The sequence below is a fragment of the Pseudoalteromonas luteoviolacea S2607 genome (genome assembly GCF_001625575.1).
In the GTDB taxonomy this organism is placed as follows: Bacteria; Pseudomonadota; Gammaproteobacteria; order Enterobacterales; family Alteromonadaceae; genus Pseudoalteromonas; species Pseudoalteromonas luteoviolacea_E.
The window spans coordinates 1-24,613 of sequence record NZ_AUXV01000011.1 but is presented as its reverse complement, the minus strand read 5'-3'; the positions used below and the strand labels follow the sequence as shown (position 1 = coordinate 24,613).

General features: G+C 44.1%; 24 protein-coding genes. 14 read left to right on the top strand and 10 right to left on the bottom strand.

The window, feature by feature from the left end; genetic code table 11:
* Positions 1-23: 23 nt before the first annotated feature.
* Complete coding sequence (locus N480_RS08065; protein WP_063372008.1) at positions 24-473, top strand: hypothetical protein; 450 nt, start codon at positions 24-26, stop codon at positions 471-473.
* Between the two features lie 71 nt (positions 474-544).
* Here the strand turns inward: N480_RS08065 and tusA are convergent, their stop codons facing one another.
* From tusA to fadB, 3 genes are all read right to left on the bottom strand, one after another.
* A complete protein-coding gene (gene tusA / locus N480_RS08060; protein WP_063372007.1) occupies positions 545-784 on the bottom strand; it encodes a sulfurtransferase TusA in 240 nt (79 codons plus the stop codon).
* A gap of 188 nt (positions 785-972) precedes the next feature.
* The gene (fadA, locus tag N480_RS08055; protein ID WP_063372006.1) at positions 973-2,139 is read right to left on the bottom strand and encodes an acetyl-CoA C-acyltransferase FadA; all 1,167 of its coding nucleotides are present in this window, start codon (positions 2,137-2,139) and stop codon (positions 973-975) included.
* 1 nt (position 2,140) lies between these two features.
* On the bottom strand, positions 2,141-4,303 hold the full coding sequence (gene fadB / locus N480_RS08050; protein WP_063372005.1) for a fatty acid oxidation complex subunit alpha FadB: 2,163 nt from the start codon (positions 4,301-4,303) through the stop codon (positions 2,141-2,143).
* 349 nt (positions 4,304-4,652) lie between these two features.
* Here fadB and N480_RS08040 point away from each other — a divergent pair, with 349 nt between their 5' ends.
* From N480_RS08040 to N480_RS08020, 5 genes are all read left to right on the top strand, one after another.
* On the top strand, positions 4,653-6,563 hold the full coding sequence (locus N480_RS08040) for a transglycosylase SLT domain-containing protein (protein ID WP_063372003.1): 1,911 nt from the start codon (positions 4,653-4,655) through the stop codon (positions 6,561-6,563).
* A gap of 102 nt (positions 6,564-6,665) precedes the next feature.
* Positions 6,666-7,988 (top strand): Xaa-Pro dipeptidase, encoded by a 1,323-nt coding sequence (gene pepQ, locus N480_RS08035; protein WP_063372002.1) that lies wholly within the window; start codon positions 6,666-6,668, stop codon positions 7,986-7,988.
* Between the two features lie 86 nt (positions 7,989-8,074).
* Positions 8,075-8,689: a YigZ family protein gene (locus N480_RS08030; protein ID WP_063372001.1), complete on the top strand. Its 615-nt coding sequence runs from the start codon at positions 8,075-8,077 to the stop codon at positions 8,687-8,689.
* Positions 8,690-8,772: 83 nt separating this feature from the next.
* The gene (locus N480_RS08025; RefSeq protein ID WP_063356045.1) at positions 8,773-10,224 is read left to right on the top strand and encodes a TrkH family potassium uptake protein; all 1,452 of its coding nucleotides are present in this window, start codon (positions 8,773-8,775) and stop codon (positions 10,222-10,224) included.
* A gap of 232 nt (positions 10,225-10,456) precedes the next feature.
* Positions 10,457-11,134 (top strand): flagellar brake domain-containing protein, encoded by a 678-nt coding sequence (locus tag N480_RS08020; RefSeq protein ID WP_063372000.1) that lies wholly within the window; start codon positions 10,457-10,459, stop codon positions 11,132-11,134.
* A gap of 58 nt (positions 11,135-11,192) precedes the next feature.
* Here N480_RS08020 and trkA read toward each other — a convergent pair whose 3' ends face one another.
* The 4 genes from trkA to def are packed head-to-tail and all read right to left on the bottom strand — an operon-like array spanning position 11,193 to position 15,355.
* Positions 11,193-12,569 (bottom strand): Trk system potassium transporter TrkA, encoded by a 1,377-nt coding sequence (gene trkA, locus N480_RS08015; protein WP_063371999.1) that lies wholly within the window; start codon positions 12,567-12,569, stop codon positions 11,193-11,195.
* Positions 12,570-12,587: 18 nt separating this feature from the next.
* Positions 12,588-13,871 carry a 16S rRNA (cytosine(967)-C(5))-methyltransferase RsmB gene (rsmB, locus tag N480_RS08010; protein WP_063371998.1) on the bottom strand — a complete coding sequence of 428 codons (1,284 nt, stop codon included), beginning with the start codon at positions 13,869-13,871 and terminating at the stop codon, positions 12,588-12,590.
* Positions 13,871-14,815: a methionyl-tRNA formyltransferase gene (gene fmt, locus N480_RS08005; protein ID WP_063371997.1), complete on the bottom strand. Its 945-nt coding sequence runs from the start codon at positions 14,813-14,815 to the stop codon at positions 13,871-13,873. Before fmt ends, rsmB begins: the two co-directional genes overlap by 1 nt.
* A 30-nt stretch (positions 14,816-14,845) precedes the next feature.
* Complete coding sequence (def, locus tag N480_RS08000) at positions 14,846-15,355, bottom strand: peptide deformylase (RefSeq protein WP_063371996.1); 510 nt, start codon at positions 15,353-15,355, stop codon at positions 14,846-14,848.
* A gap of 116 nt (positions 15,356-15,471) precedes the next feature.
* Between def and N480_RS07995 the strand changes: the two genes are divergently transcribed.
* The 6 genes from N480_RS07995 to hemF all read left to right on the top strand — a co-directional run bounded on the left by N480_RS07995 (position 15,472) and on the right by hemF (position 20,513).
* Positions 15,472-16,584, top strand: a complete 1,113-nt coding sequence (locus N480_RS07995) for a LysM peptidoglycan-binding domain-containing protein (protein ID WP_063371995.1) — start codon at positions 15,472-15,474, stop codon at positions 16,582-16,584.
* A 27-nt stretch (positions 16,585-16,611) separates the two neighbouring features.
* Positions 16,612-17,691, top strand: a complete 1,080-nt coding sequence (dprA, locus tag N480_RS07990) for a DNA-processing protein DprA (RefSeq protein WP_063371994.1) — start codon at positions 16,612-16,614, stop codon at positions 17,689-17,691.
* Positions 17,692-17,693: 2 nt separating this feature from the next.
* Positions 17,694-18,167 (top strand): DUF494 family protein, encoded by a 474-nt coding sequence (locus N480_RS07985; protein WP_063371993.1) that lies wholly within the window; start codon positions 17,694-17,696, stop codon positions 18,165-18,167.
* 277 nt (positions 18,168-18,444) lie between these two features.
* A complete protein-coding gene (locus tag N480_RS07980) occupies positions 18,445-19,023 on the top strand; it encodes a type I DNA topoisomerase (protein ID WP_063371992.1) in 579 nt (192 codons plus the stop codon).
* Positions 19,010-19,585, top strand: coding sequence for an L-threonylcarbamoyladenylate synthase (locus tag N480_RS07975; RefSeq protein WP_063371991.1), 576 nt, complete (start codon positions 19,010-19,012; stop codon positions 19,583-19,585). The genes N480_RS07980 and N480_RS07975 overlap by 14 nt, the downstream gene beginning before the upstream one ends.
* A 4-nt stretch (positions 19,586-19,589) precedes the next feature.
* Positions 19,590-20,513, top strand: coding sequence for an oxygen-dependent coproporphyrinogen oxidase (hemF, locus tag N480_RS07970; protein WP_063371990.1), 924 nt, complete (start codon positions 19,590-19,592; stop codon positions 20,511-20,513).
* 78 nt (positions 20,514-20,591) lie between these two features.
* Here the strand turns inward: hemF and N480_RS07965 are convergent, their stop codons facing one another.
* On the bottom strand, positions 20,592-22,199 hold the full coding sequence (locus N480_RS07965) for a methyl-accepting chemotaxis protein (protein WP_063371989.1): 1,608 nt from the start codon (positions 22,197-22,199) through the stop codon (positions 20,592-20,594).
* Between the two features lie 104 nt (positions 22,200-22,303).
* On the bottom strand, positions 22,304-22,765 hold the full coding sequence (locus N480_RS07960) for a group II truncated hemoglobin (RefSeq protein WP_063371988.1): 462 nt from the start codon (positions 22,763-22,765) through the stop codon (positions 22,304-22,306).
* Positions 22,766-22,791: 26 nt separating this feature from the next.
* On the opposite strand from N480_RS07960, the gene aroE reads away from it, so the two are divergent.
* Complete coding sequence (aroE, locus tag N480_RS07955) at positions 22,792-23,601, top strand: shikimate dehydrogenase (protein ID WP_063371987.1); 810 nt, start codon at positions 22,792-22,794, stop codon at positions 23,599-23,601.
* Position 23,602: 1 nt separating this feature from the next.
* Positions 23,603-23,842: a DUF1488 domain-containing protein gene (locus N480_RS07950; RefSeq protein ID WP_063371986.1), complete on the top strand. Its 240-nt coding sequence runs from the start codon at positions 23,603-23,605 to the stop codon at positions 23,840-23,842.
* Here N480_RS07950 and N480_RS07945 read toward each other — a convergent pair.
* Positions 23,828-24,361: a gamma carbonic anhydrase family protein gene (locus N480_RS07945; protein ID WP_196761467.1), complete on the bottom strand. Its 534-nt coding sequence runs from the start codon at positions 24,359-24,361 to the stop codon at positions 23,828-23,830. The genes N480_RS07950 and N480_RS07945 overlap by 15 nt on opposite strands.
* Between the last annotated feature and the right edge of the window lie 252 nt (positions 24,362-24,613).

The following is a 24,613-nucleotide window of genomic DNA, read 5'->3' as shown; positions in this document are numbered from 1 at the left end:
TATTTTTATGATCGGTTAGAGAAATGCAAAAGAATACGGCTATATCATTATTGCTGGTATTAGGTATCACAGGGTGTGCATCTCCAAACATCACACCTGAAGGACCAGCGTCTATCCAGCGTAGTGCAAAATTTATTGAGAGAGCTATGTACTTGCGTGGTGATTTCAGTTTATGGGATGTGGAAGACATTTATCGCTTGCAGCCCCAAGGTGATGGTCGCTATCTAGTCCGTGCGCGTTTTATGAGCCCCGGAAAAGTATATGAATTTAAGATAGCGGATGAAAAGTGGAGCGAAGGATACAATTGTGGGTACCGTTTTCAAGGCATGCTCCAGCTTGGACAGCCACTCCCTGTAGATTGCAATACGGTGTACAATTATCTGAGCTTTGCACCAGATAAAAAAGGTTGGTACTCCATTACACTTGATTATCGAGACAGCTCAAATCCGACAATTTTAGTGCAAAGAGACTAGTCTCGTAGGGTTTGAAAAAAGAAGGACAGCAGAATGACAACTCGGTGGCTGACAATTCAGTGGCTGTCCTCTTACTTTCCTTTTTTCAGTAAGTAGCGATACGGCATATTGTCCGTTTCTTTTGCTACTAAGGTGTGGTCCATAAACTCGCAGAAACTTGGGATATCTCGAGCCGTAGAAGGATCATCAGCCAATATTAGCAATGTTTCTCCATTATTCATCTTACGCACCATTCCTCGGATCATCATAACGGGTTCAGGACAGCGTAAGCCAATTGCATCCAATGTATGGTCGGTATTATCAAAGCTCATAATGCCACTCTTGAAGAAAGTTTAAGGGTGCTATTCTAACGTGCCAAGCCTATAGATTAAAAGTAGCTCTGGTATAAATGACAGGGAAATAATGTAAGTAAAAAATTCTAGAAAGAAAAAAGGCAAAGTACTAAAAGTAACTTTGCCTTGGTCACCAAGTTGAATTTGGCTATGACAACAAATAGGCGTTATTCAACGCGCTCGAATATGGTCGCAATACCTTGGCCTAAGCCGATGCACATAGTTGCAAGGCCATACTTTGCACCTTTCTCTTCCATAATATGGATAAGAGATGTACTAATACGTGAACCTGAACAACCCAATGGGTGGCCGAGTGCAATTGCTCCACCATTTAAGTTCACTTTCTCATCAGCAACATCCAGTAATCCTAAGTCTTTCATTACAGGTAATGACTGGGCTGCAAATGCTTCATTCAGTTCAACAACGTCCAAATCTTCCACACTGATACCTGCGTGTTTTAGCGCTTTTTGAGTTGCTGGAACTGGCCCGTAACCCATGATTGAAGGATCGCAACCGGCAACTGCCATTGACTTGATACGAGCGCGAATTGGCAGACCAAGTTCAATCGCTTTGCTTTCACTCATGACTAACATTGCCGACGCACCGTCAGACAATGCCGATGATGTACCGGCTGTCACGGTACCGCTCGCAGGGTTGAATACTGGGCGAAGCTGACTCAGTCCTTCGAGGTTTGTTTCAGGTCTGATAACTTCATCTTGCTCAACAAGTACCGGTGTACCATGTTCATCGTGACCTTCTGTTGGCAATATTTCTTTGGCAAAGCGACCCTCTACACTTGCGGCGTGGGCACGTTGATGTGAACGTACAGCAAACGCATCTTGTTGCTCTCGTCCTATGCCGTGCAAGCTGGCGAGGTATTCTGCTGTCAAGCCCATTACACCAGCGGCTTGAGCTACTGAGGTAGACAATCCAGGATGAAAGTCAACGCCATGTGTCATTGGTACATGACCCATATGCTCAACTCCACCAATTAAATAGGTATCACCTGCGCCTGTCATAATTGCGCGTGCGGCATCATGTAATGCTTGCATCGACGAACCACACAAACGGTTGACTGTCACTGCTGGCACTGAGTGAGGAATACCGGCTAACAGAGCTGCGTTACGTGCAACATTAAAACCTTGCTCTAATGTTTGTTGTACACAACCCCAATAGATATCATCAATTGATTCAGGCGCAACTTGAGGGTTGCGCTCAAGAATGCCTTTCATCAGGTGGGCACTTAAGTCCTCTGCACGGCGATGCTTAAATACACCCCCTTTGGAGCGACCCATCGGAGTACGAATACAATCTACAATAACGGCTTGTTCCATGTTACTGGCCCTCCACTTGATAGAACACTTTACCTTCAGCTGCCCATGCACGAGTTTGCTCTGAGACCTGATAGATTTCGCCTAGGTCGGCATACTTATCTGCCATAGCCACAAATTCGCTTAACCCAATTTGATCTAGGTAGCGGAATACGCCTCCTCTAAATGGTGGGAAGCCGATGCCATAGATAAGCGCCATGTCAGCTTCTTGTGGAGAAGCCACAATATTTTCTTGTAGGCAAAGCAGCACTTCGTTAATCATTGGAACCATACAGCGTTCGATAATCGTTTGTTTGTCGAACTGCTGATTGTTGTCACAGATTTGGCTCAGTAGCTCAACTGATTCAGCATCTTTTGACTTTTTCAAACGGCCTTTACGATCAGGTGCATACTGATAAAAGCCTTTTTGATTCTTTTGACCAAAGCGCTCTGCGTTTGCAAGCAGCGCAACAGGGTCTTTTTCTTGGCGAGCCATACGAGTTGGGAAACCGTCGGCCATAACACCTGTACAATGGTTTGCTGTATCAATGCCCACAACGTCTAGCAGGTAAGCTGGACCCATTGGCCAACCAAAAACATTTTCCATGACTTTATCAATTTGCGTAAAGTCAGCACCTTCAACAACGAGTTTGCTAAATCCAGCAAAATAAGGGAAAAGAACACGGTTCACAAAGAACCCTGGACAATCATTTACAACAATTGGTGATTTACCTAGTTTCAACGCGTAGTCGACCACGGCGGCCACGGTTTCATCAGAGGTTTTTTCGCCGCGAATAATTTCAACCAAGGGCATTTTGGGTACTGGGTTGAAAAAGTGCATGCCACAAAAATACTCTGGGTTGTCCAGTGCAGAGGCGAGTTCGTCGATTCGGATGGTAGAGGTATTTGATGTTAAGACAGTACCTGTGGGCATTTGCTGCTCAAGCGCAGCTAACACAGATTTTTTAACTTGTGGGTTCTCAACAACAGCTTCCACAATAATGTCAGAATTCTCTAAATCGCGGTCATTGAGTGTTGGTTTGATTTTACCCAAGGTGGCCACCATTTTGTCGGTGGCCATATGTCCGCGCTTAACTTTCTTACCTAAGATAGTTGCCGCTTCGTTCATACCTAAATCTAGGGCCGCTTGATTGATATCTTTCATGACAATTGGTGTGCCTTTGTAGGCAGACTGGTAAGCGATACCACCACCCATAATACCAGCGCCGAGCACTGCGGCTTGCTTAATTTCAGTTTGATTAAGTTTAGCCTGCTTTTTAGCAACACCTTTGATGTATTGATCAGCCAAGAAAATCCCAGTTTGTGCTGCGGCTTCTGCGGTTTTTGCTAATTTAGCAAAGTTGGCATTTTCAATCGCCATTGCTTCTGCACGTGTGTGGTTCGCTGCGGCTTTGATAGTTTTGACAGCCATAACTGGCGCAGGGTAATGGCCTTTAGTTTTGGCCATGACCATACCTTCGGCCATCGCAAAGCTCATACCTTGCTCAACGCGATTCATTTTTAATGGACTAAGCTTAATTTGCCTTTTCGCTTGCCAATCTAATTTACCGTCAATTGCTTGCTCTAGTGTTTTAATAGCCGCATCACGTAGCTTTCCTGCATCAACAACGGCATCGACTGCACCGACTTTAAAAGCGTCTGGTGCACGATTTTCTTTACCTGTCGTTATCCACGTCATGGCATTATCAGCACCAATAATACGTGGTAATCGCACAGTTCCACCAAAGCCAGGCATGATCCCAAGCTTAACTTCAGGCAAGCCAATTTTTGCATTTGGTGTAGCAATACGGTAATCGGTAGCAAGTACCCACTCACAGCCACCGCCAAGCGCTAGGCCATTGATTGCTGAAAGTGTTGGAAATGGTAAGTCTTCAATGGCATCAAAGACGTCTGTTGCATCTTTGATCCAACCTACGAGTTCTTGTTCTGGTCTATTGAAGGTAGGTAAAAATTCAAAGATATCCGCGCCAACAATAAAGTGGTCTTTATCGCTGGTAAAAATAAGGCCTTTTACATCATCACGTGCGCTTAATTCGGCTAGTGCTTGAGCACAGTCTTGTAGAGTTTGCTGAGATAGCTTGTTGACCGAGCCTGGCGTACAAAACTTAAACTCAGCGATATTGCCTTTGCAAAATTCAACAACAAAGGACTCGCGTTTGATTAACATACTGGTTCTCCGTGACACTGGTACGATGAGTTGTCATTTCATCCAGTGTGGCCCCTTTAAATGAAAATTGCAATGAAAAATTTACCGCAGATTTACTGAAAACCAAGAATCGGGATGATAAGGTGGCTAAGTGCATGGATTCGACTAAGGTGTCTTATGGTTAGCGCATTCAGTTTATTTAAACCTTTAATCATGCATAACTTTATGAACGTGGTATATGAAACTGATATACCCCACGCGTACTGCGCGAAAAAGTTAAGGAAAGTGCCTGAGTTAGCGTTTTATTTTAGTTGGTTTTATTTTTCTCAGTGCATTGATATACAAGCATTTATGTAAAGTATAGGTCGTTATGAAATTATGGTTCTCTGGTCTTGTTGCCAGTAGTATTTGCGCCTGTTTCTCCATTGTGAGTGCCAACTCATATGCGCAAAAGGCACATCAAGATTTTCTCAATGCTGAGCGTGTTGCTTGGTCTGGTAATCATGCCAAATTTAAGCAGTCTTTGAACTCGTTAGATCATCCGCTCAAACCTTATGTGGAAATGACATTTTATAAACGTCATCCAAAGTTAAAGTATCAAGGTGACATTGCCCAGTTTTTATCTGTGTATGATCACACGCCACTTGATTGGCCAGTGCGCAAAAGCTGGTTAAATTACCTCAAACGACGTGGTAAAAAAGCACTGTTTATAGAGCATTATCAAGCAACAAATAATGCCGAGTTGAAATGTACCTATTTGCAATTTCAGCTGGATTTGGGGGCTCCGAAAAAGGCCATTTTAGATCAAGTTGAACCTTTGTGGGTAGTGGGTAAGTCTCAACCTAAGGCTTGTGACAAATTGTTTTCTGCATGGCAAAAAGCAGGCTATCGCTCGCAAGCGTTGATTTGGCAACGCATCACCAAAGCGGCACAAGGTGGGCAAACTTCGTTGGTGAAATATCTTAAAACCCTGTTACCTAGAAATGAAGCCTACTTAGCGGACTTATATGTTGCGGTTCGTCGAGACCCAAGTGCGTCTGCAGGGTTATATCGCTATAAAAAGCGCACTGTCAAAGAAAGCGAAATCGCAGTTTATGGTGTACGTAGGTTGATTTGGCGAGACCCCAAATTGGCATTACGTGCATGGGATAAATTGCAAGGGATGTTTGATTTTACTCAAGCGCAAAAAGACAACGTGGCGTATCGATTTGCCCTAGCTTTGGCTTCTAAAGGGCATGATCAAGCCCGTTTTTGGTTGAACAAAGTTCCGGTAGAAAAACAAGATGTAAAGCTGCGTCAGTGGCTCATGAGCAATATGCTTAAAGAGCAAGATTGGGCAGGGATTGCTGCGTTGTTTACGGGTATGCAAAACCTGAGTAACGGCCAGACATACTGGCTGGGGTACAGTTACTTCAAGCGTGGTGATAATGCAAAAGCCACAGAGCTTTGGCAGTCACTGGCTACAAAGCGGGATTACTATGGTTTTTTAGCCGCAGCAAGGTTGGACTTACCTCCTGCTATGAATGCCAAAGAGCTGGACATTGCAGAAGAAACTTTACAAACCGTTTCGCAAGCTCCGGGTTTTAAACGGGCCAAAGCTCTGTATGAATTAAAGCGCTTCACTCAAGCAAGGAGAGAGTGGAATTATTTAACCAATACCTCTAGTACAGAAGAAAAGTTAGCTGCCTCTTTACTCGCAGCAGAGTTAGATTGGTACGACAGCACCATTTATACACTTGCTCAGATCAAAGCATGGAATTATGTCGACCTTCGCTTCCCAATGGCGTTTGATGCATTATTTGAACGTTATAGTGAGAGAAATAGAGTGGATTTGGCGTGGAGCTATGCAGTTGCTAGACGTGAGAGCAGTTTTGCGCCGGATGCGAGGTCGACGGCTGATGCATATGGGTTAATGCAGCTGCTGCCAAGTACAGCAAAGTATGTGGCAAAAAAACGGGTTTCAAAACAGCAGTTGATGAAGCCGGCAACGAATATCCGTTTGGGTACCGACTATCTAGAGTATTTAAAACGAAAAGCGAGTGGTAACGAGATTATTGCGACAGCTTCATATAATGCAGGGTACCACCGTGTTAAACGCTGGGTACCTCGCGAAGAGATGCCCGCTGAGCTATGGATAGAGCTAATCCCATATAGAGAAACGCGTGATTACGTGAAAAACGTGATGGCATATCGTCAGGTTTATCATACAAAACTTGGTCGCGAGGGTAATGTGTTGGCAGGGATCTTGGATATGAGTATTGGTGGCAAACAAAAGCGTTAATTGCACTGGCAGTTGCGTGGGGGGGACGAGCATGGCATCGTTTTTAGGACGGTGCTATGTTAGACTCAGGAACAATAAAAATTCAATTAATATGGGTACATCGTGGACAAATTAGCCAACTTGTATGCAGAGCATATCACGACGCTTCAAGCGCGCACCAAAACCATCGTCGAACGAGAAGGCTTAGACGGATTAGTTATCCACTCTGGGCAGGCTAAACGCCAGTTTTTGGATGATATGTATTATCCGTTTAAAGTTAACCCTCAGTTTAAAGCTTGGTTACCGGTGATTGATAACCCGCACTGTTGGTTAGTGGTTAACGGGGTAGATAAACCTAAATTAATTTTTTATCGACCTGTAGATTTTTGGCATAAAGTGCCTGATGAGCCCAATGATTTTTGGGCCGATTACTTTGATATCACTTTATTGGTTCAACCTGAGCAAGTAGAGAAACTACTCCCATATGACAAAGAGAAGTTTGCCTATATTGGTGAGTATCTCGAAGTGGCGCAGGCGTTAGGTTTTGGTCAAATGAACCCTGAGCCTGTGATGAACTTCTTGCACTATCATCGTGCTTATAAAACAGCATATGAAATGACTTGTATGCGCGAAGCAAACCGCATTGCAGTATTAGGTCACCAAGCGGCAAGAGATGAGTTTTATGCTGGTGGCTCAGAGTTTTCGATTCAACAAGCATACTTAAATGCGACTGCACATATGGAAAACGATACGCCATACGGCAATATCGTTGCACTGAACCAGCATTGTGCGATTTTGCACTACACGCACTTTGAACGCCAAGCGCCGAGTCAACATTTATCATTTTTAATTGATGCCGGTGCTAACTTCAATGGCTACGCCTCAGATATTACCCGTACGTATGACTTTGCCAAGCAGGGTGAATTTGCAGAAATGGTGGATTCTTTAAATACCCATCAAATTGCGCTCGGCAAAGCGCTTGAGCCAGGTAAATTGTATGGTGAGTTACATATTGATTGTCACCGCCGTATGGCACAAATTTTAGCGGATTTCAAAGTGGTCAACTTAGGTGTTGACGAGATTGTAGAAAAAGGCATTTCATCTACTTTCTTCCCGCATGGTCTAGGTCACCATATTGGGTTGCAAGTACATGATATGGGTGGGTTTATGGCTGATGAGCAGGGGACACACCAAGCGCCGCCAGAGGGTCACCCATTCTTACGCTGTACTAGAAAAATTGAAGCAGGTCAGGTGTTTACTATCGAACCTGGGCTTTATTTTATTGATTCATTACTGGCCGATTTGGCGAAAACCGATCACGGGAAGCATGTAAACTGGGACAAAGTTGCGCAGTTTAAACCGTACGGTGGTATTCGTATTGAAGATAACATTATCGTTCACGAGGATCGCCTTGAAAATATGACGCGAGATTTCAATCTCGACTAATTCGCGCATTGCGCTATTAAAGTCATATCGATTAAAACCATAAAAGGAGTCTCAAAGGGCTCCTTTTTTCACAACTATTGTAGTGTATGTCAGAATATAAAATCCCTTGTGAGACTATTCGTTATCACGAAGAAATAAAGAAAAGCACCTTCATTGTACATATTGCTCATACGCCAACATTGGAGGAGGCGAAGGCATTTATTCGCAGTATCAATGATGAGTTTCCTGATGCTAGGCACAATTGCTGGGCACACGTCGCTGGTGCACCGGGTGGCAGCCATGTACTTGGCTTTTCTGATGATGGAGAGCCCAATGGCACTGCGGGTAAGCCTATGCTCAACGTTTTAATGGGCTCAGGGATTGGAGAAATTACCGCAGTCACGACACGCTATTTCGGCGGCATCAAGCTAGGTACTGGTGGTTTAGTCCGTGCGTACGGTGGTACTCTGAATAATGCATTGCGGGAGCTCACAACTGCGTTAAAAGTCCCTTCAGTGATCATTTATGGTGAATCTGACTATGGGTTGCAAGGAGTGATTGAGCAGCATTTAGCGAGTCAGTATCAAGTTCTCGAAGTGAAGCATGATTTCGCTGCGAAGATTGGCTGGCAAATAGCAATAGATGCGCGAGAGGCTGATGCTGCTATTCAGTCAATCTATGATTTAACCCATGGTAGTGTGTCATTTAAAATACAAAAGTGATTGATTTACCGAGTTACGTGGTTTACTAACGCCTGAGGGTATTAGACAATCAAAACTAATCATAACAACAAGCGATCTGCGTTATGCAATTTCGTACCATTATAAAAATTCTCGGCCAACTTGTTGCGCTGTTTAGCATTACTATGGTGCCACCGGCAATAGTGTCTTTAATATACAAAGATGGTGGTGGTGTACCATTTGTACTTGCTTTTATTTTCAGTGTACTCATTGGTCTTATGGCCTATTACCCCAACCGTAAGGAGCGAGGCGAACTCAAAGCCAGAGAAGGCTTCTTAATCGTGGTTCTTTTTTGGCTGGTACTGGGCTCCTTTGCATCAGTGCCTCTCATATTCTTAGACGAACCGAACTTATCCTTTGCAGATGCCGTATTTGAAGCTTTCTCCGGTCTCACTACGACAGGTGCTACCGTGTTAACGGGCATTGAGTACTTGCCTAAATCCGTCTTATTCTATCGCCAACAACTACAGTGGTTGGGCGGTATGGGGATCATCGTATTAGCGGTGGCTGTACTTCCCATGCTTGGTGTCGGTGGCATGCAGTTATACCGAGCAGAAACGCCGGGTCCTGTGAAAGACTCAAAAATGACGCCGCGTATTGCTGATACTGCAAAGCACCTTTGGTACATTTATGTTGCACTCACCGCCGCTTGTACTGCTGCTTATAAAGTCGCTGGAATGGGGTGGTTTGATGCTATTTGTCATGCATTTGCCACCATCGCCATCGGTGGTTTCTCCACCTATGATGCCTCGATCGGTCACTTCGATAGCCCCATGATCAATTTTATTTGTGTGGTATTTTTATTGATAGCGGCCATTAATTTTTCACTTCACTATGCCGCCGTTGCTAGTCGTAGTGTACGAGCTTATTTAAGAGATCCTGAATTCAAGGTCTTTCTGTTTATTCAGTTAGCGCTGGTGGTTATTTGCTTCGCTGTGCTCTCTTCAAATCAAGTTTATAGTGATGGTGATGAAACGCTGGATCACGCGCTATTTCAGGCTGTTTCAATCAGTACAACTGCAGGCTTTGCAACCGATAGCTTTTCGGCATGGCCATTGTTCTTACCGATTCTCTTAATCTTTTCTAGTTTCATTGGTGGTTGCGCCGGCTCCACTGGTGGTGGCATGAAAGTAGTGCGCGTGTTCCTGCTTTATTTGCAAGGGATCCGCGAGCTTAACCGTTTGGTACATCCCAGAGCCATATACTCTATTAAGCTTGGTCGAAAGGCCTTGCCAGATAAAGTGGTAGAAGCGGTGTGGGGGTTCTTTTCTGCCTATGCCTTGGTTTTTGTGATCATCATGATTGCCTTACTTGGCACTGGATTGGATAACATCACGGCATTCTCAGCTACAGCAGCCTGTTTGAATAACTTAGGCCCTGGTTTGGGTGATGTGGCTGCGCATTATGGTGATATTAGTGATACTGCAAAGTGGATTCTGACGCTGGCCATGGTTTTTGGTCGATTGGAAATATTCACTTTATTGGTTTTATTTACCCCTACCTTCTGGCGCGGTTAACCTACGAATTTTCAAGAGATTAATATCGATTTAGCCCTATGGATAGGGCTAACAACCCACTCTCATAACAAAGCATGAAATTGGCTTTTTTAATCATTACTATTTCTTATTTGTCTGAAATTATTAAAGTTTTTATTCATTTTTACGATATAAACACTGTAGTTAAATTATGGCGTCATAAAATTTTGCCATGCTGCTAAAATTAATAAAGGGCAAGTGAAGGGCTTTAACCATGACTAAAAGTGAGTTGGCAGAAAACCGACTGCAGGTGTTACAAATGCAAGCGGGTAGTATTGTTGATATGGAAATCGTGTTGCCAGCGAATCGTAAACGTATTAAGACTGAATTTGTCGGTGCGCTTGAAAATCAGTTTATCATCCTAAATCAACCTAGCCATAAGCGTTTAGGTGCAGCATTAGACTATGTCAAAGAGGGCACTGAAGTAATCGTTCGCGCATTGCCTGAAGAAGCTGATGGGCAAATTATTGCATTCAAAGAGACCATTAAAGCGGTGACCACACACCCCGCACGCTTAATTTACCTCTATTACCCGAATGAAGTGCAAACCTATAAATTGCGAGCGCAAACACGTATTCCAACTTTGATACCGGCGGTCCTGAGTGTTGAAGGCAAAAGTGAAGTAGGGGTAATTAAAGATATCTCACTGGCAGGTTTGATGTTTGATGTGCAAAGAACGCATCTGCCTGAAGAGCTGAAAGAATTAACCTGTGAAATATTGATCGAAGGAAAAGAGTCTCAAAAGGCTGTACTTACCGGGACTGTGTGTCGTGTCAAAGAGAGCCATGAAGACATCATTTCATTAGGGATCCATTTGGAAAGCCAAGACAAAGAAGTTCAGGCTATTTTAAAAGACTATTTAATTGATATTTCTGCGCTTAATCACGATTAAAGCGAAGCTCTGCAGAATTAGGCATGCTAGATATTAGGCATGCCTAACTAGGTCGGAGTTAAACGAACAAGGCACTCACTTGGAATAGCTTTTCAACTACACCAATTTGCTTTTTATCAATCAAAAACATAATCACATGGTCGCCGGATTCGATCACAGTATGGTCGTGCGCGATAAGTACTTCAGCATCGCGTACTATTGCGCCGATGGTGGTGCCATGTGGCAGCTTAATATCTCGGATGGCTCTACCTACAACTTTTGAGGTATTTTCATCGCCATGGGCAACGGCTTCAATGGCTTCAGCTGCACCTTTTCGCAAAGAGTAAACATTGACGATATCACCCCGTCTGACATGCGTCAGCAAGGCCGAAATTGTGGCTTGCTGGGGAGAAATGGCAATATCAATTTCGCCACCTTGTACTAAGTCGACATAGGCGCTGCGCTGAATGAGTACCATGGTTTTTTGTGCGCCCATGCGCTTTGCAAGCATAGCAGCCATGATATTGGCTTCATCATCGTTGGTTACCGCGATAAATACGTCAACCTGCTCGATATGCTCTTCGGAAAGTAGCTCTTGATCTGAGGCGTCTCCACAAAATACCACGGTGTTATCCAGCATTTCAGACAATTGGGACGCACGACTATGGTTGCGCTCAATCAGCTTCACACTGTGATTTTTCTCTAGCGAACGAGCTAAACCTGCGCCAATATTACCGCCCCCAGCAATCATGATCTTTTTATACGATTGCTCGAGCTTTTGCAGCTCGTTCATAACTGCACGAATATGTTTTGTCGCGGCGATAAAGAAGACCTCATCATCCGCTTCAATTACTGTGGTACCTAGCGGCTTAATGGCCTTCCCTTGACGATAAATAGCCGCAACACGTGTGTCGACATTTGGAATATGCTCTTTCAATGCTGAGAGGGCATAACCCACGAGTAGTCCACCGTAGTATGCCTTAACAGCAACTAAGGAGAGCATACCGTCGGCAAATTGCAATACTTGCAGGGCGCCGGGGTAGTCGATTAAGCGGCGAATATACTTAGTGACCAGCTGTTCAGGTGCGATGTAGTGGTCAACAGGTAAGTCGTCGTTGTGGAATAGCTTTTCTCGATAATCAAGGTATTGCTCGGAACGGATCCGAGCAATTTTAGTTGGCGTATTGAAAATACTATAGGCAACCTGACATGCGATCATATTCACTTCGTCTGAGCTCGTTACTGCGATGATCATGTCGGCATCTTCAGCACCAGCTTGTCTCAATACTTCTGGGTGGGCACTGTGGCCATTCACGCCTTGCAAGTCGTATTTGTCTTGCAACTCGCGCAGGCGCTCACCGTCGATATCGACAACGGTAATTTCGTTTTGCTCTCCGACAAGGTTTTCAGCGAGCGTGCCACCAACTTGTCCGGCACCTAAAATAATGATTTTCATAGCTCAAACTTACAGTTTTTATTGTTTTTGCAACTTGGCGTAATAGAAGCCATCCGTGGTGCCTGGCAATAATTGTAAACCGGGCCGCTCAGCGTTATCTTGATCGTGTAATGCAATATGCTGTGCATTGTCGGTACGCGCTAAAAAGGCTTTAATTTGCTCATGGTTTTCGTCCGGAAGTACCGAGCAAGTTGCGTACACTAACACACCGCCTGTTTTTAATAACGGCCAAATATTGTCTAATATTTTAGCCTGTAGTGCCGCAAGCTCATCGATATCGGCAGCCCTTCTTAACCACTTAATATCTGGGTGGCGACGTATTACCCCTGTAGCTGAGCAAGGTACATCCAAGAGAATACGATCAAACTGCTCACCTTGCCACCAGTCATCAGGTTGATCAGCTAAGCCGTGCACACAGTCAGCATGCAAAGAAAGACGATTTAGGTTGTCAGCTACACGTTCTAGTCGCTTCGCATCGGCATCTAATGCTGTTACTTTGGCATCCGCGAGTTCTAGTATATGGCAGGTCTTGCCACCCGGAGCTGCACACGCGTCCAAAATATTGTCAGCGTCTTGTGGAGCAAGTAGTCTTGCCGCCATTTGTGCTGCTGCATCTTGTACAGAACATGCCCCTGCGTCAAAACTGGGTAGCACTTTTACGTCCACTGGCTGAGTAAGCAATATACCATCTTCAAAGTCGTCTGTGACGCTGTGGGCGATATCCGCTTTATTCAACTTTGCCGAGTAAGCTGATGTTGATCCTTGCTGCTGATTAACGCGTAACCACATTGGAGCTTGTTGTTGGTTTGACTCCAAAATTGTTTGCCAATTTTGGGGGTATGCAGCCTGTAGCTTTTTTATAAACCAGCTCGGGTGGTTGTATTGGCACACCAAAATTGCATTAGCACTTGCTTCTAATTCTGCTTGCTGGCGTTGGAAGTTACGCAATACGGCGTTAACGAGGCTCTTCATGCCTGGCGCTCGTAAAGGATTCAATGCATTAACTGTCTCGGCAACCGCTGCATGTGCGGGTACTCGCATATGCTGTAATTGATAGATACCCACGTATAGTAAGAATTGAAAGACTCGACGTTTGCCTCGAAGTGGTTGATCTAATAAATTCTGACAATAGTGCTCTAGGCTTGGCAAATAGCGCAAAACGCCATAGCACATTTGCTGAAGTAAGGCGCGGTCTTTATGTGGCAATTGCTGGCTGGCATAAGGAAGCTGCGCAGTCAGCGAGTTTCCTTTATCTACAACCTGAAATAATGTTTGCGCCGCCAGCGCTCGTACATTTGCCATTATGCTCCCACCTTATTGCCTGGCGTTACCCAATCAGCGCGACCATTTAAAAAGTCTTGCGCAGTCATCGGTTTCTTGCCCTGTGGTTGTAATTCATTGATTTGTAATGCACCTTCACCACAGGCAATAATGATCCCATGTTTTGAGGCCTCAAGCACAGTGCCTGGTTCACCGGTCTGAGCAACCACTTCCGCTTGCCAAACTTTCACCGTTTGCGATTGCATTTGGGTGAAGCACATTGGCCAAGGGTTGAATGCTCGGATATTACGCTCGATTTGTTCTGCACTCATTTGCCAGTCAATTTCAGCTTCTTGTTTAGATAGCTTTTTCGCATAATTTGACAGCGCATCATCTTGCTTTTGGGGAGTGATTTCGTCTGCGGCCAATTTGTCGAGTGTTTCGACAAGCGCGCTTGGACCGAGATCAGCCAACTTGGCGTATAGACTGGCACTGGTTTCTTTACTATCAATAGGACAAGTAGCAATATGCAGCATATCACCTGTATCTAACCCTTCGTCCATTTGCATGATGGTGACGCCAGTTTTATTGTCGCCCGCCCAGATTGAGCGTTGAATAGGCGCGGCTCCTCGCCAACGTGGCAGTATCGACCCATGCACATTGAGGCAGCCAAGTTTTGGCGTGTCTAAAATCGCTTTTGGTAATAGCAACCCGTAAGCAACGACTACCATCACATCAGCATTAAATGCTGCTAACTGCTCAGTAGCTTCATCACTCTTTAATGAAGCGGGTTGCACAACAGGTAGATCGTGCGCTAGCGCCAATGTTTTAACTTCACTGGCCTTTAGTTTTTTACCACGGCCAGCGTGCTTATCTGGAGTGCTATATACAGCAATGACTTCGTGATGAGAGTCGATTAATGCTTGGAGGTGTCGCGCGGCAAAATCAGGCGTGCCCGCAAATACAATACGCAGAGGGTTGTTCACTAGTAAACTGTCCAATTAAATAATGTCTGATTAAGCTTTAGCCGCGAGACGAGCTTCTTTCTCAATTTTCTTTTTGATGCGTTGACGCTTTAGTGGCGACAAATAATCAATGAATAACTTACCAACTAAGTGGTCTAGCTCATGTTGAACACAGTTAGAAAGCAGCTCTTGTGCATCAAATTGATATTCTTCACCGTTTTCGTTAAGCGCTTTCACCGTTACTTTTTCAGCTCGGTCTACTTTTGCATACGAATAAGGGACTGATAGACAGCCTTCTTCACAGACCATATTACCTTCAGTGGCGACGATTTCTGGGTTGATCAATACATAAGGTTCATTGCGTTCTTCCGAAACATCAATCACCACAATGCGCTGATGAATATCAACTTGAGTTGCAGCGAGGCCAACGCCATTTTCGTCGTACATGGTTTCTAACATGTCTTTGACGATTTGACGGATTTCATCATTTACTTCTTTAACGGGCTTTGCAACGGTGCGCAATCGCTCGTCAGGAAACTTAAGCACTTCTAACTTTGCCATAGATACCTTTTACAGTCTTTCTAAATGGGGTAATGTATGCTCTTATTTTAGCCATTCACGTTCCCCTTTAACAGGTTTTGGTGGATAATATCTAAAAATAACTCAAGGAAGCATGCATGAAATCTCAAATTGCCGCCTTATTCATCGCTGCTATTGCCGCATTCCCTGTCATCGCAGACACACTCACGGTAAAAGCAGATGCACCCAAGCGCTATGTCGTCAAAAAAGGAGATACTCTATGGGACATTTCGAGCTTGTACCTTCGCAGCCCGTGGAAGTGGCCTGAGTTATGGCAAAACAACCCTCAAATAGATAACCCGCACCTGATCTATCCGGGTGATATTTTGGCTTTAGAGGTCGATGAAAATGGCAATCCAGTACTAAGAATCGATAAAGGGGTAAGAAAGTTATCCCCAAAAGCGCGTATTATTACGGCAAAAGGAGAGGCTATACCAACTTTACCGCTGTCGATTTTGGAACCGTACCTCATATTCGATCAAGCTTTAAGTAATGATGAGTTAGAAAATATCCCGATTGTACTAGGCTCAAATAAAAACTTTAAAATGAGTATTATTGGTCACTTGCTATATGTGAAAGGGGACTTATTGCAAGGGGGAGCTTATGGCATTTATCGTAAGGGTCAACCATACCAAGATGGTTTTACTACGCTTGCGTATGAAACTAAATTGGTGGCTACAGGTCGTGTTGTAAAAGCGGGTGATATTCAAGATGGGTTACCTAGCACGTTAAGAGTTGATGACGTTAAACAAGAGATTAAAGCGGGCGACTTTGTGATGCCAATTGCACAAGGGCAAGATCACAAAGCGGCTTTTCAAATGAGTAAGCCAAGCCAAGAAATTGATGGAAAAATCATTGCCAGCGGTAATCGCCATACTGAATTTGGCGCTATGTCGGTTGTGGTTCTAAATTTAGGCAGTAGTCAAAAACTGGTAGAAGGGAGTGTATTAAATATACTGCGCCAATCACCTACTGTAATCGAAAATGAAGACGGCCCTCGTTACTTAGAAGATTCCAGCAGTCTAGACAAACTCATCGGAGACATTGGTTCTTTGTTTGGTGAGGACAATAGCGAGGACAGTACAGTGTGGCATATGCCCAGTGAAAAAGTGGGTGAGCTGATGCTATTTAAGGTGTATGACAACATTAGTTATGCCATGGTGATTCAGACGTCCCACCCCATTAGAGTGGGAGATAGCGTCACTAATTAATTTGCATTTGATGCTCAAGGAGGGAGCATGGATACATTAACAATACGACAAGCACTTGCTTTACAATTATGTCGGGGTCTTGGCGTCTCAACGCTGTTGGCCCTGAAACAAAAAATACCACTCCCTTCATTATTTTCATGTGATTTTTCAGACCTAGTTCAACTTGGACTTACCGCAGATATCGCCACTCAATTGCGTAACGTCAACTGGTCGCAAGTTGACCGCATGATAGAGCTGTGTGATGTGCAGGGCCTGCAAATCATCCAATTTTTTGATAGCAACTACCCAGTTGCACTGACGCATATTTGCAATCCACCTTGGCTATTATTTTGCAGGGGAAATACTGCATTGCTAAAGCACCCTCAGATAGCTGTTGTGGGTAGTCGCTCTGCTTCTCGTACAGGGCTCGATATAGCCTACGATTTTGCCAAACAGTTGAGCCAATCAAATTTACTCGTAACATCCGGTATGGCGCGCGGAATTGATGGGGCAGCGCACACAGGAGCGTTGGACTGTAACAAGGGAACCATCGCGGTATTAGGCACTGGGGTTGATGTGATTTATCCGCAGCGACATCGTGATTTATATTGGCGTATTGCGGAGCAAGGGTTACTCATTAGCGAGTTTTTACCGGGTACCCGTGCACATGCCAGTCATTTTCCTAGACGCAATCGAATTATATCCGGGTTGTCACTGGGGGTGTTGCTAGTAGAAGCGGAAATTAAAAGTGGGTCGCTGATTACCGCGCGATACGCACTTGAGCAAAACAAAGAAGTGTTTGCAATTCCTGGATCAATTCGCCATAGCTTGTCCCAAGGGTGCCATTTTTTGCTCAAACAAGGCGCTAAACTCACAGAACATGTCAGCGATATTCTCGAAGAGGTGAGCTTTTTACCCGAAAACAGTCTATATATTATAGAAAGTGAAGAACCAAAGGAGAGTTGCCCCATTTTGCAAAATCTCGGCTATGAGGTGACAGACGTAGATACCTTAGTGCAGAGGACCCAGTGGCCAGTAGAGCAGGTACTTGCCAGACTATTGGACTTAGAGCTTGAAGACAAAGTAGAACGTGTATTAAACGGCTACATCAAATTAGCGAGGGGTTAAACATGTTTGATATCCTAATGTATTTATTTGAGAACTATATTCACAGCGAAGCGGATATCTTCGTAGAGCAAAATCAATTGACCGATGAACTAGTAGGGGCTGGTTTTAATCAAGACGAAATTTATAAAGCGCTTGATTGGTTGGAGCAGCTAGCAGATTTACAACACAGTGACGAATTCCCATACTTAAATGCAAAACCAGACTCGGCCATTCGCATTTATACAGAAGAAGAAAGCCGAGTATTAGATGTAGAATGCCGTGGCTTTTTAATGTTTGTTGAGCAGATAGGGGTGATTGACAGTACGACCAGAGAGATGGTGGTCGACCGCATGTTGGCACTAGAGAAGTCGTCCATTTGTTTAGATGATCTAAAATGGGTGATCTTAATGGTGTTATTTAATGTGCCAGGTAAAGAGCATGCCTATGCACAAATGGAAGACTTAATCTTTGAACAACCTACCGGGTTATTGCATTAGGCAATAACCCCCAATTGACAAAACTCAGACCAGGTTACAAAAGCAATATGTTTTTGGGTCAAGCCTGATAATACGTACTCATGAGACTTTCTTCCAAATTTTGTTTGTATAACTTTGAATTCACTATTTAACACATATTATCGGCTGATTAGATTTTGTGTGAAATAGCGCTATATTTCGTATTCTTAAGCTGAAACGGAAATTGACTGTACCTATTTAACTAAACCCATACACAGAGTAAAATAGCGCAAAGCGTGCACAATCCAAGGTTATTTCAATGAGCAAAATTGACCACTCACTTTTTAATGCCAAACAGCATGCATTAGAAAAAGAATATGAAGTCTGTCCAAAGTGTGGTTCTGAGCTGGTGGTCAAGCATTCTAAAAATGGGGCATTTCTTGGCTGCGCCAGCTATCCAACTTGTGACTATATGCGCTCTTTTGCACATCATGACAGTCATGACATAAAAATTCTGGATGATGCTGATTGCCCTGAATGTGGTAAACACCTTGTGATTAGGAATGGTCGCTACGGTATGTTTATTGGGTGCACGGGCTATCCCGAGTGTCATTTTATTGTGCACGAAGAGGAAGAAGAGACTGAGTCTTTACCTGCGTGTCCTAAATGCCAAAAAGGCCAGCTACAAAAGCGTAAAAATAAATACGGCAAGTTTTTTTATGCCTGCGATGCCTACCCAAAATGTAAGTACAGTTTGAATCAGCACCCTATTGCGCATCAGTGTGAACAGTGTAACTGGCCAGTAATGGTGCAAAAACAGCGCGCTGGTAAAGCTATGCTACAATGTCCGCAAAAAACTTGTCAGCATATGATTGAGGATCCTAATGAGTCACAATGAAACACCTAATGAACAGCCGCAATCGGCGATTGAAGCGTTGCAACAAGGCGAGTTGATCTGTTATCCCACAGAGGCAATTTTTGGCCTTGGCTGCGACCCTGATAGTGAGAGTGCGGTACACAAGTTATTGGCTTTGAAAGAGCGCCCAATAGAAAAGGGGTTAATTTTAATTGCGGATAATTTTGCTCAGTGTTTGAATTATGTTGATGACGCCAAAATCCCCATGGATAAGCGAGCTGAAATTTTTTCGGCTTGGCCAGGCCCTGTCACTTGGGTGTTGCCTGCGAAACCGACAACGCCAAAATGGTTAACTGGTGAGCATACTAGCATCGCGGTTCGTGTGACCGATCACCCTGTTGTTAAACAACTCTGTCAGGAATTTGGTAAACCTTTGGTATCTACCAGTGCCAACTTCAGTGGCGAAGAACCCGCAATGACCATTGACGAAGCCAAAGCGATGTTTAATGGACGCGTTGGTTTTTATCAAGATGGCGAATTAGGCGGGCGAACTTCTCCAAGCCAAATTCGCGATGCAATGACTGGTAAAGTATTTAGGAGCTAATTAGGTGAGTAAGGTCAATCTAGAGACAGTCAAAGCATTCTTGCTTAAATTACAAGATGACATTTGCCAAGGCTTAGAGCTAGCTGATGGCAGTGGCAAGTTTGTTGAAGATAAGTGGGAGCGTGCAGAAGGTGGTGGTGGCCGAACGCGTGTACTAAGGGGCGGTGATGTTATCGAGCAGGGGGGGGTTAACTACTCTCATGTGTATGGTGCGTCAATGCCTGCGTCTGCAACGGCACATCGCCCTGAATTGGCGGGCCGTAGTTTTCACGCCTGCGGTGTATCATTGGTGATCCACCCTAAGAACCCGCACATCCCAACAAGTCATGCAAATGTGCGCTTCTTTATTGCTGAAAAAGAAGATGAAGAACCTATTTGGTGGTTTGGTGGTGGGTTTGACTTAACACCATTTTACCCTCAATTGGAAGATGTTAAGCATTGGCATAAAGTAGCCAAAGAGCTATGTGATCCCTTTGGGGAAGCTGTTTACCCAAACTACAAAAAGTGGTGTGATGATTACTTTTACCTCAAACATCGAGATGAGACGCGCGGTGTCGGCGGTTTATTCTTTGATGATTTGAATGAATGGGGATTCGATAAGAGTTTTGCGTTTATGCAGGCAGTAGGGGAAGGTTTCTTACCGGCTTACATGCCTATAATTGAACGTAGAAAGGCACAACCTTTTACTGAACAAGAACGAGAGTTCCAGTTATACCGTCGTGGTCGCTACGTCGAATTTAATCTTGTCTGGGACAGAGGCACTTTGTTTGGTTTGCAAAGTGGCGGCCGAACGGAGTCTATTTTAATGTCGATGCCACCATTGGCGCGTTGGGAGTATGATTTCAAACCAGAATCTGGCTCTAACGAAGCACGTTTATATGAGCACTTTTTAAAGCCACAAGATTGGCTGAATATCAGTAATCTGTAATTGATGAGTAGTTTGCCATAAATGACAAAATAAAAAGGAACCGAAAGGTTCCTTTTTTAGTTGGAGTAATCGTTCAGCCTAATCTAGCTTAAAACCTCTTACTTGCTCGTCGAGCGAGCGGGCCAGATCTAATAGCTCTTCACTCACCTGTTTACTACCATGGGCATCGATCAGTGATTGCTCTGCATTGTCTCTGATTGCAATGACACTTTGGTTTATTTCTTCAGCTGCCAAGTTTTGCTGCTCAGTGGCGTCGGCAATTTGCACATTAAGCGCATTGATCTCATGCATTTGCGATGAAATATCTTTTAGCGCCTGCGCGACTTGCTGCACCTGTTGCGCGCGATCGTCCGCTTCGGCGCAAGAAGCATTCATAGCATTGACCGTTTGCTCAGCCTCTTGTTGCAGTTTATCTATTGTTCTGCGGATTTCATCTGTAGAGTCGTGTGTACGAGTTGCCAGTGTTCTGACTTCATCTGCAACGACGGCGAACCCTCTACCAGCTTCACCTGCACGGGCGGCTTCGATTGCTGCATTAAGCGCTAATAAGTTGGTTTGCTCTGCAATACTACTAATAACTTCTAACACTTTACCTACGGCCAAGGTTTGGGTTTGTAGTTGACTCACTTGGTTTGACGCGTCTCTAATATCTTGTGCTAACTGATTAATGCTTTGTTCAGTCGTATGTGCAATCGACATACTTTGCTCGGCAAGATGATTACTGCTATCTGACTTTTCAGAGGCAAAGTGCGTGGTGTTTTTCACTTCACTAGATGAACTTTCTAACTCATTAATGGCTGCTGCAACTGAGTCTGTGCCTTGTTTTTGCGACTGTATTGCGGTCTCTGTTGTTTCTGCGGCTGTATAAATGTGCTCGGCAGAGTGTATGAGTACTTTTGAAGAGCGTGATACTTCAGCAATACTGTCTTTAAACGCCGCCATCATTTTATTGAAGTTTGTAGCTAACCGACCTAGTTCATCGTCTATCTCATCATCTATGCGTAAGCTAAGGTCTTGGTTCGTAGTCGCCAGTCGCATGGTTCTACCAAGGTTTTTTAGCCTAACAATAAAGAGCTTGCGGAACAGGACCCCCAGTATCAAGAATGCGGTGGCAAATATGGTTGTCAAAATACCGGTGCTTAGTAGGGTGTTTTCATGGACTGTGTCGTCAATCTCTTCTAGCGAGTAACTAATTTTCACTGCGCCCAATACATCACCTTCTTGAGCCTGGTGACAACCAAGGCAATTTGTACCTTTATAATCAGCGCTGGCGACCATAGGTTTTAAATAGGTCATAATCCGCTTATCACCCTTTTGCTCAATCACGAGCAACTCTTTGCCGTTGAGAGCTGCTCGTTCGGAATCTGATTGGGGTGATTCATTAGGATTACCTTGACCATATAAGGCATTTACTTTTTCACCACGGATAATATGTGCATCTTCAATGTTATCGTGGTTGCGTAACTTATCACCTAAGATTTGGCGGTTTGCCATTGTACCTGTGAGCATCATAGTGTTGATGGAATCGAAATAATTATCAGCAAGCAGTCTAATATTGGTTTCGACGGTTTTTTCGGCAAGGGATTTCTGTTGATTGCTGTTACTCAGAATACTGGCGATCAATACCAGCACACCGGTAATGGCGAGTAGGGCATATATTTTATGTTGAATAGACTTCACACGCATCGCACCTAATTTTGAATTAAGTGTCTATTATGCGTGCGAACTCTAGATTGAGATTTGACTCAGCGCAAATGTAGCTTGTCTAGTGCATTTATTTAAATAGCACTTTAGTCTTGGTTAATCATATGTGTCGCGAGTTGGGCAAAGGATTTTCTTAGTCCTTCTCGCAGTAGTGGGTTATCAACTTCCGTTTCTAATGCCTTATCCATGCAATGCATCCATTGGTCGCGCAGATCTTGATTGATAGGGAATGGCATATGTCTCATACGCAGGCGAGGGTGGCCGTATTTCTCTGCAAACAAATCTGGGCCGCCCAACCACCCTGAAAGGAATTCAAAAAATACATGGCGGATCCTATCAAGCGGCAGTGGGTGCATATCGTAAAGCGTCTTCGCATACGGATCGCTTTCCATGATATCGTAAAAGCGATTAGCTAGTGCCAGCGTGCCTTGCTCGCCACCCAATATTTCATAAGGGGTGCGCTCCGGTGTTGGTGCTTGATGATTTTGTTGTGTAGTCTGATCTTCACTTGCATCTTTGCGAAAGATGCGTTTAATTAACTGCTTCATTCACTATCACTATTGTTAGGCTAAAAATGGACAAATATGCGGTTTTTGGTAACCCGATAAAGCATTCTAAATCGCCGGAGATTCATTCGCAATTTGCATCTCAACTCAATGAGCATATCGAATATACTGCGATACTCGCACCAGAGGATGGCTTTATAAGCAGTATCAAAGACTTCTTTGCTGGTGGAGGTAAAGGTGCAAATGTCACACTGCCTTTTAAAGAAGTGGCATTTGACTATGCAGACACACTTACGGAGCGAGCAAAATTGGCCGGTGCGGTGAACACATTAAAGTTACTAGAAGACGGATTAGTCCTAGGTGACAATACCGACGGCGCGGGGTTGGTCGCAGATCTGCAAAGACACCAAGCGCAATTAAAAGGTGCGGTGGTTTTATTATTAGGAGCTGGTGGCGCCGCAAGAGGGTGTATCTATCCTTTATTGAACGCGGGTGTAAAGAAGATAGTGATTGCTAATCGTACAGCCACAAAAGCACAAGCATTGGCAGATCTGTTTACGCCACATGGAGATGTGGTGGCTGCGCCACTTGACGGTATACCTGAGTTACCTTATACCGGTGTGATAAATTCAACCTCATCAAGTGTCACCGGCGATACGCCAAATATTTCAAGTCAACTTGTGACAAGGGTCGCTTGGGGCTATGACATGTTTTATAGCGATGAGCGTACGAGTTTTCTGACATGGCTAGCTAACAGTAATAGTGCGTGCTACTTAATGGATGGGATGGGGATGCTAATTGGCCAAGCTGCTGAGGCATACGCGGTATGGCGAGGAAAATATCCGAATGTTGACCTTATGCTAGAGAAGGCTAAATAAAATGAATCAAGCAATTTTATTCAATGATGATATACACTTTGATGGATCGCGACGCTGCTTGGTTTTTACGGCCATGGTGTCAGGCATGATAGTACCCTGTGTAGTGACCGTACCTGAAACCGAAGCTGAGCCAATCACCCACTTTAGAAATCACCAGTTTGATTACGAAATGCAGGCCGAGCAACGTATTGAAGATGAAGATTACTCGGCGTCTGGCGAAATAGAATTAACTTTCTTGTAGATACTCGTCTTTTAACTCTACATAATTTTGTGCGGACACTTTCAAAAAAGTGCGCTCTTTATCTGTTAAAGGGCGTGCTTGTTTTACTGGGCTCCCAACATACAAATAGCCAGACTCTAACGTTTTATTGGGTGGGACTAAAGCACCACCACCTATAATGACGTCGTCTTCGACGGTGACATTGTCCATAACGATTGCCCCCATACCAACCAGTATACGATTTCCCAACTGACAACCGTGTAGCATTACTTTATGTCCAACGGTCACGTCGTTCCCAATAATGAGCGGGTAGCCTTCTGGGTTTGACGCACTTTTGCGTGTTAAATGCAGGACGCTGCCGTCTTGTACGTTAGTTCTTTCACCAATTTTGATGTAATTGACGTCACCTCTAGCTGCGACCAAAGGCCAAACACTACTATCTTTGCCAATACTAATGTCACCGACCAATACAGCGCTTTCATCAATATATACCCCTTCGGATAATTTAGGGGCAATACCTTTATATGTTCTTATCATGATCCAAGACTCTTAAGAGAAGATTCGCCTAGTTTAGAGTTTAATCATATAAATCGCTATAGGGTCTAAACACGACTTTTGTACGTTAAATATTCTATTTTAGTGCGTTTAGGTTGATAATTGCGCGAACTACGTGTTTTTATAACTTTTCTTAAAAAAGTGCTTGCACTACTTCAGGAACTCCCTATAATGCGCACCCACTGACACGGCGGGATGCAGCGAAAAGCGCAAACTAAAGTGAAGGTAAAGTTAAAC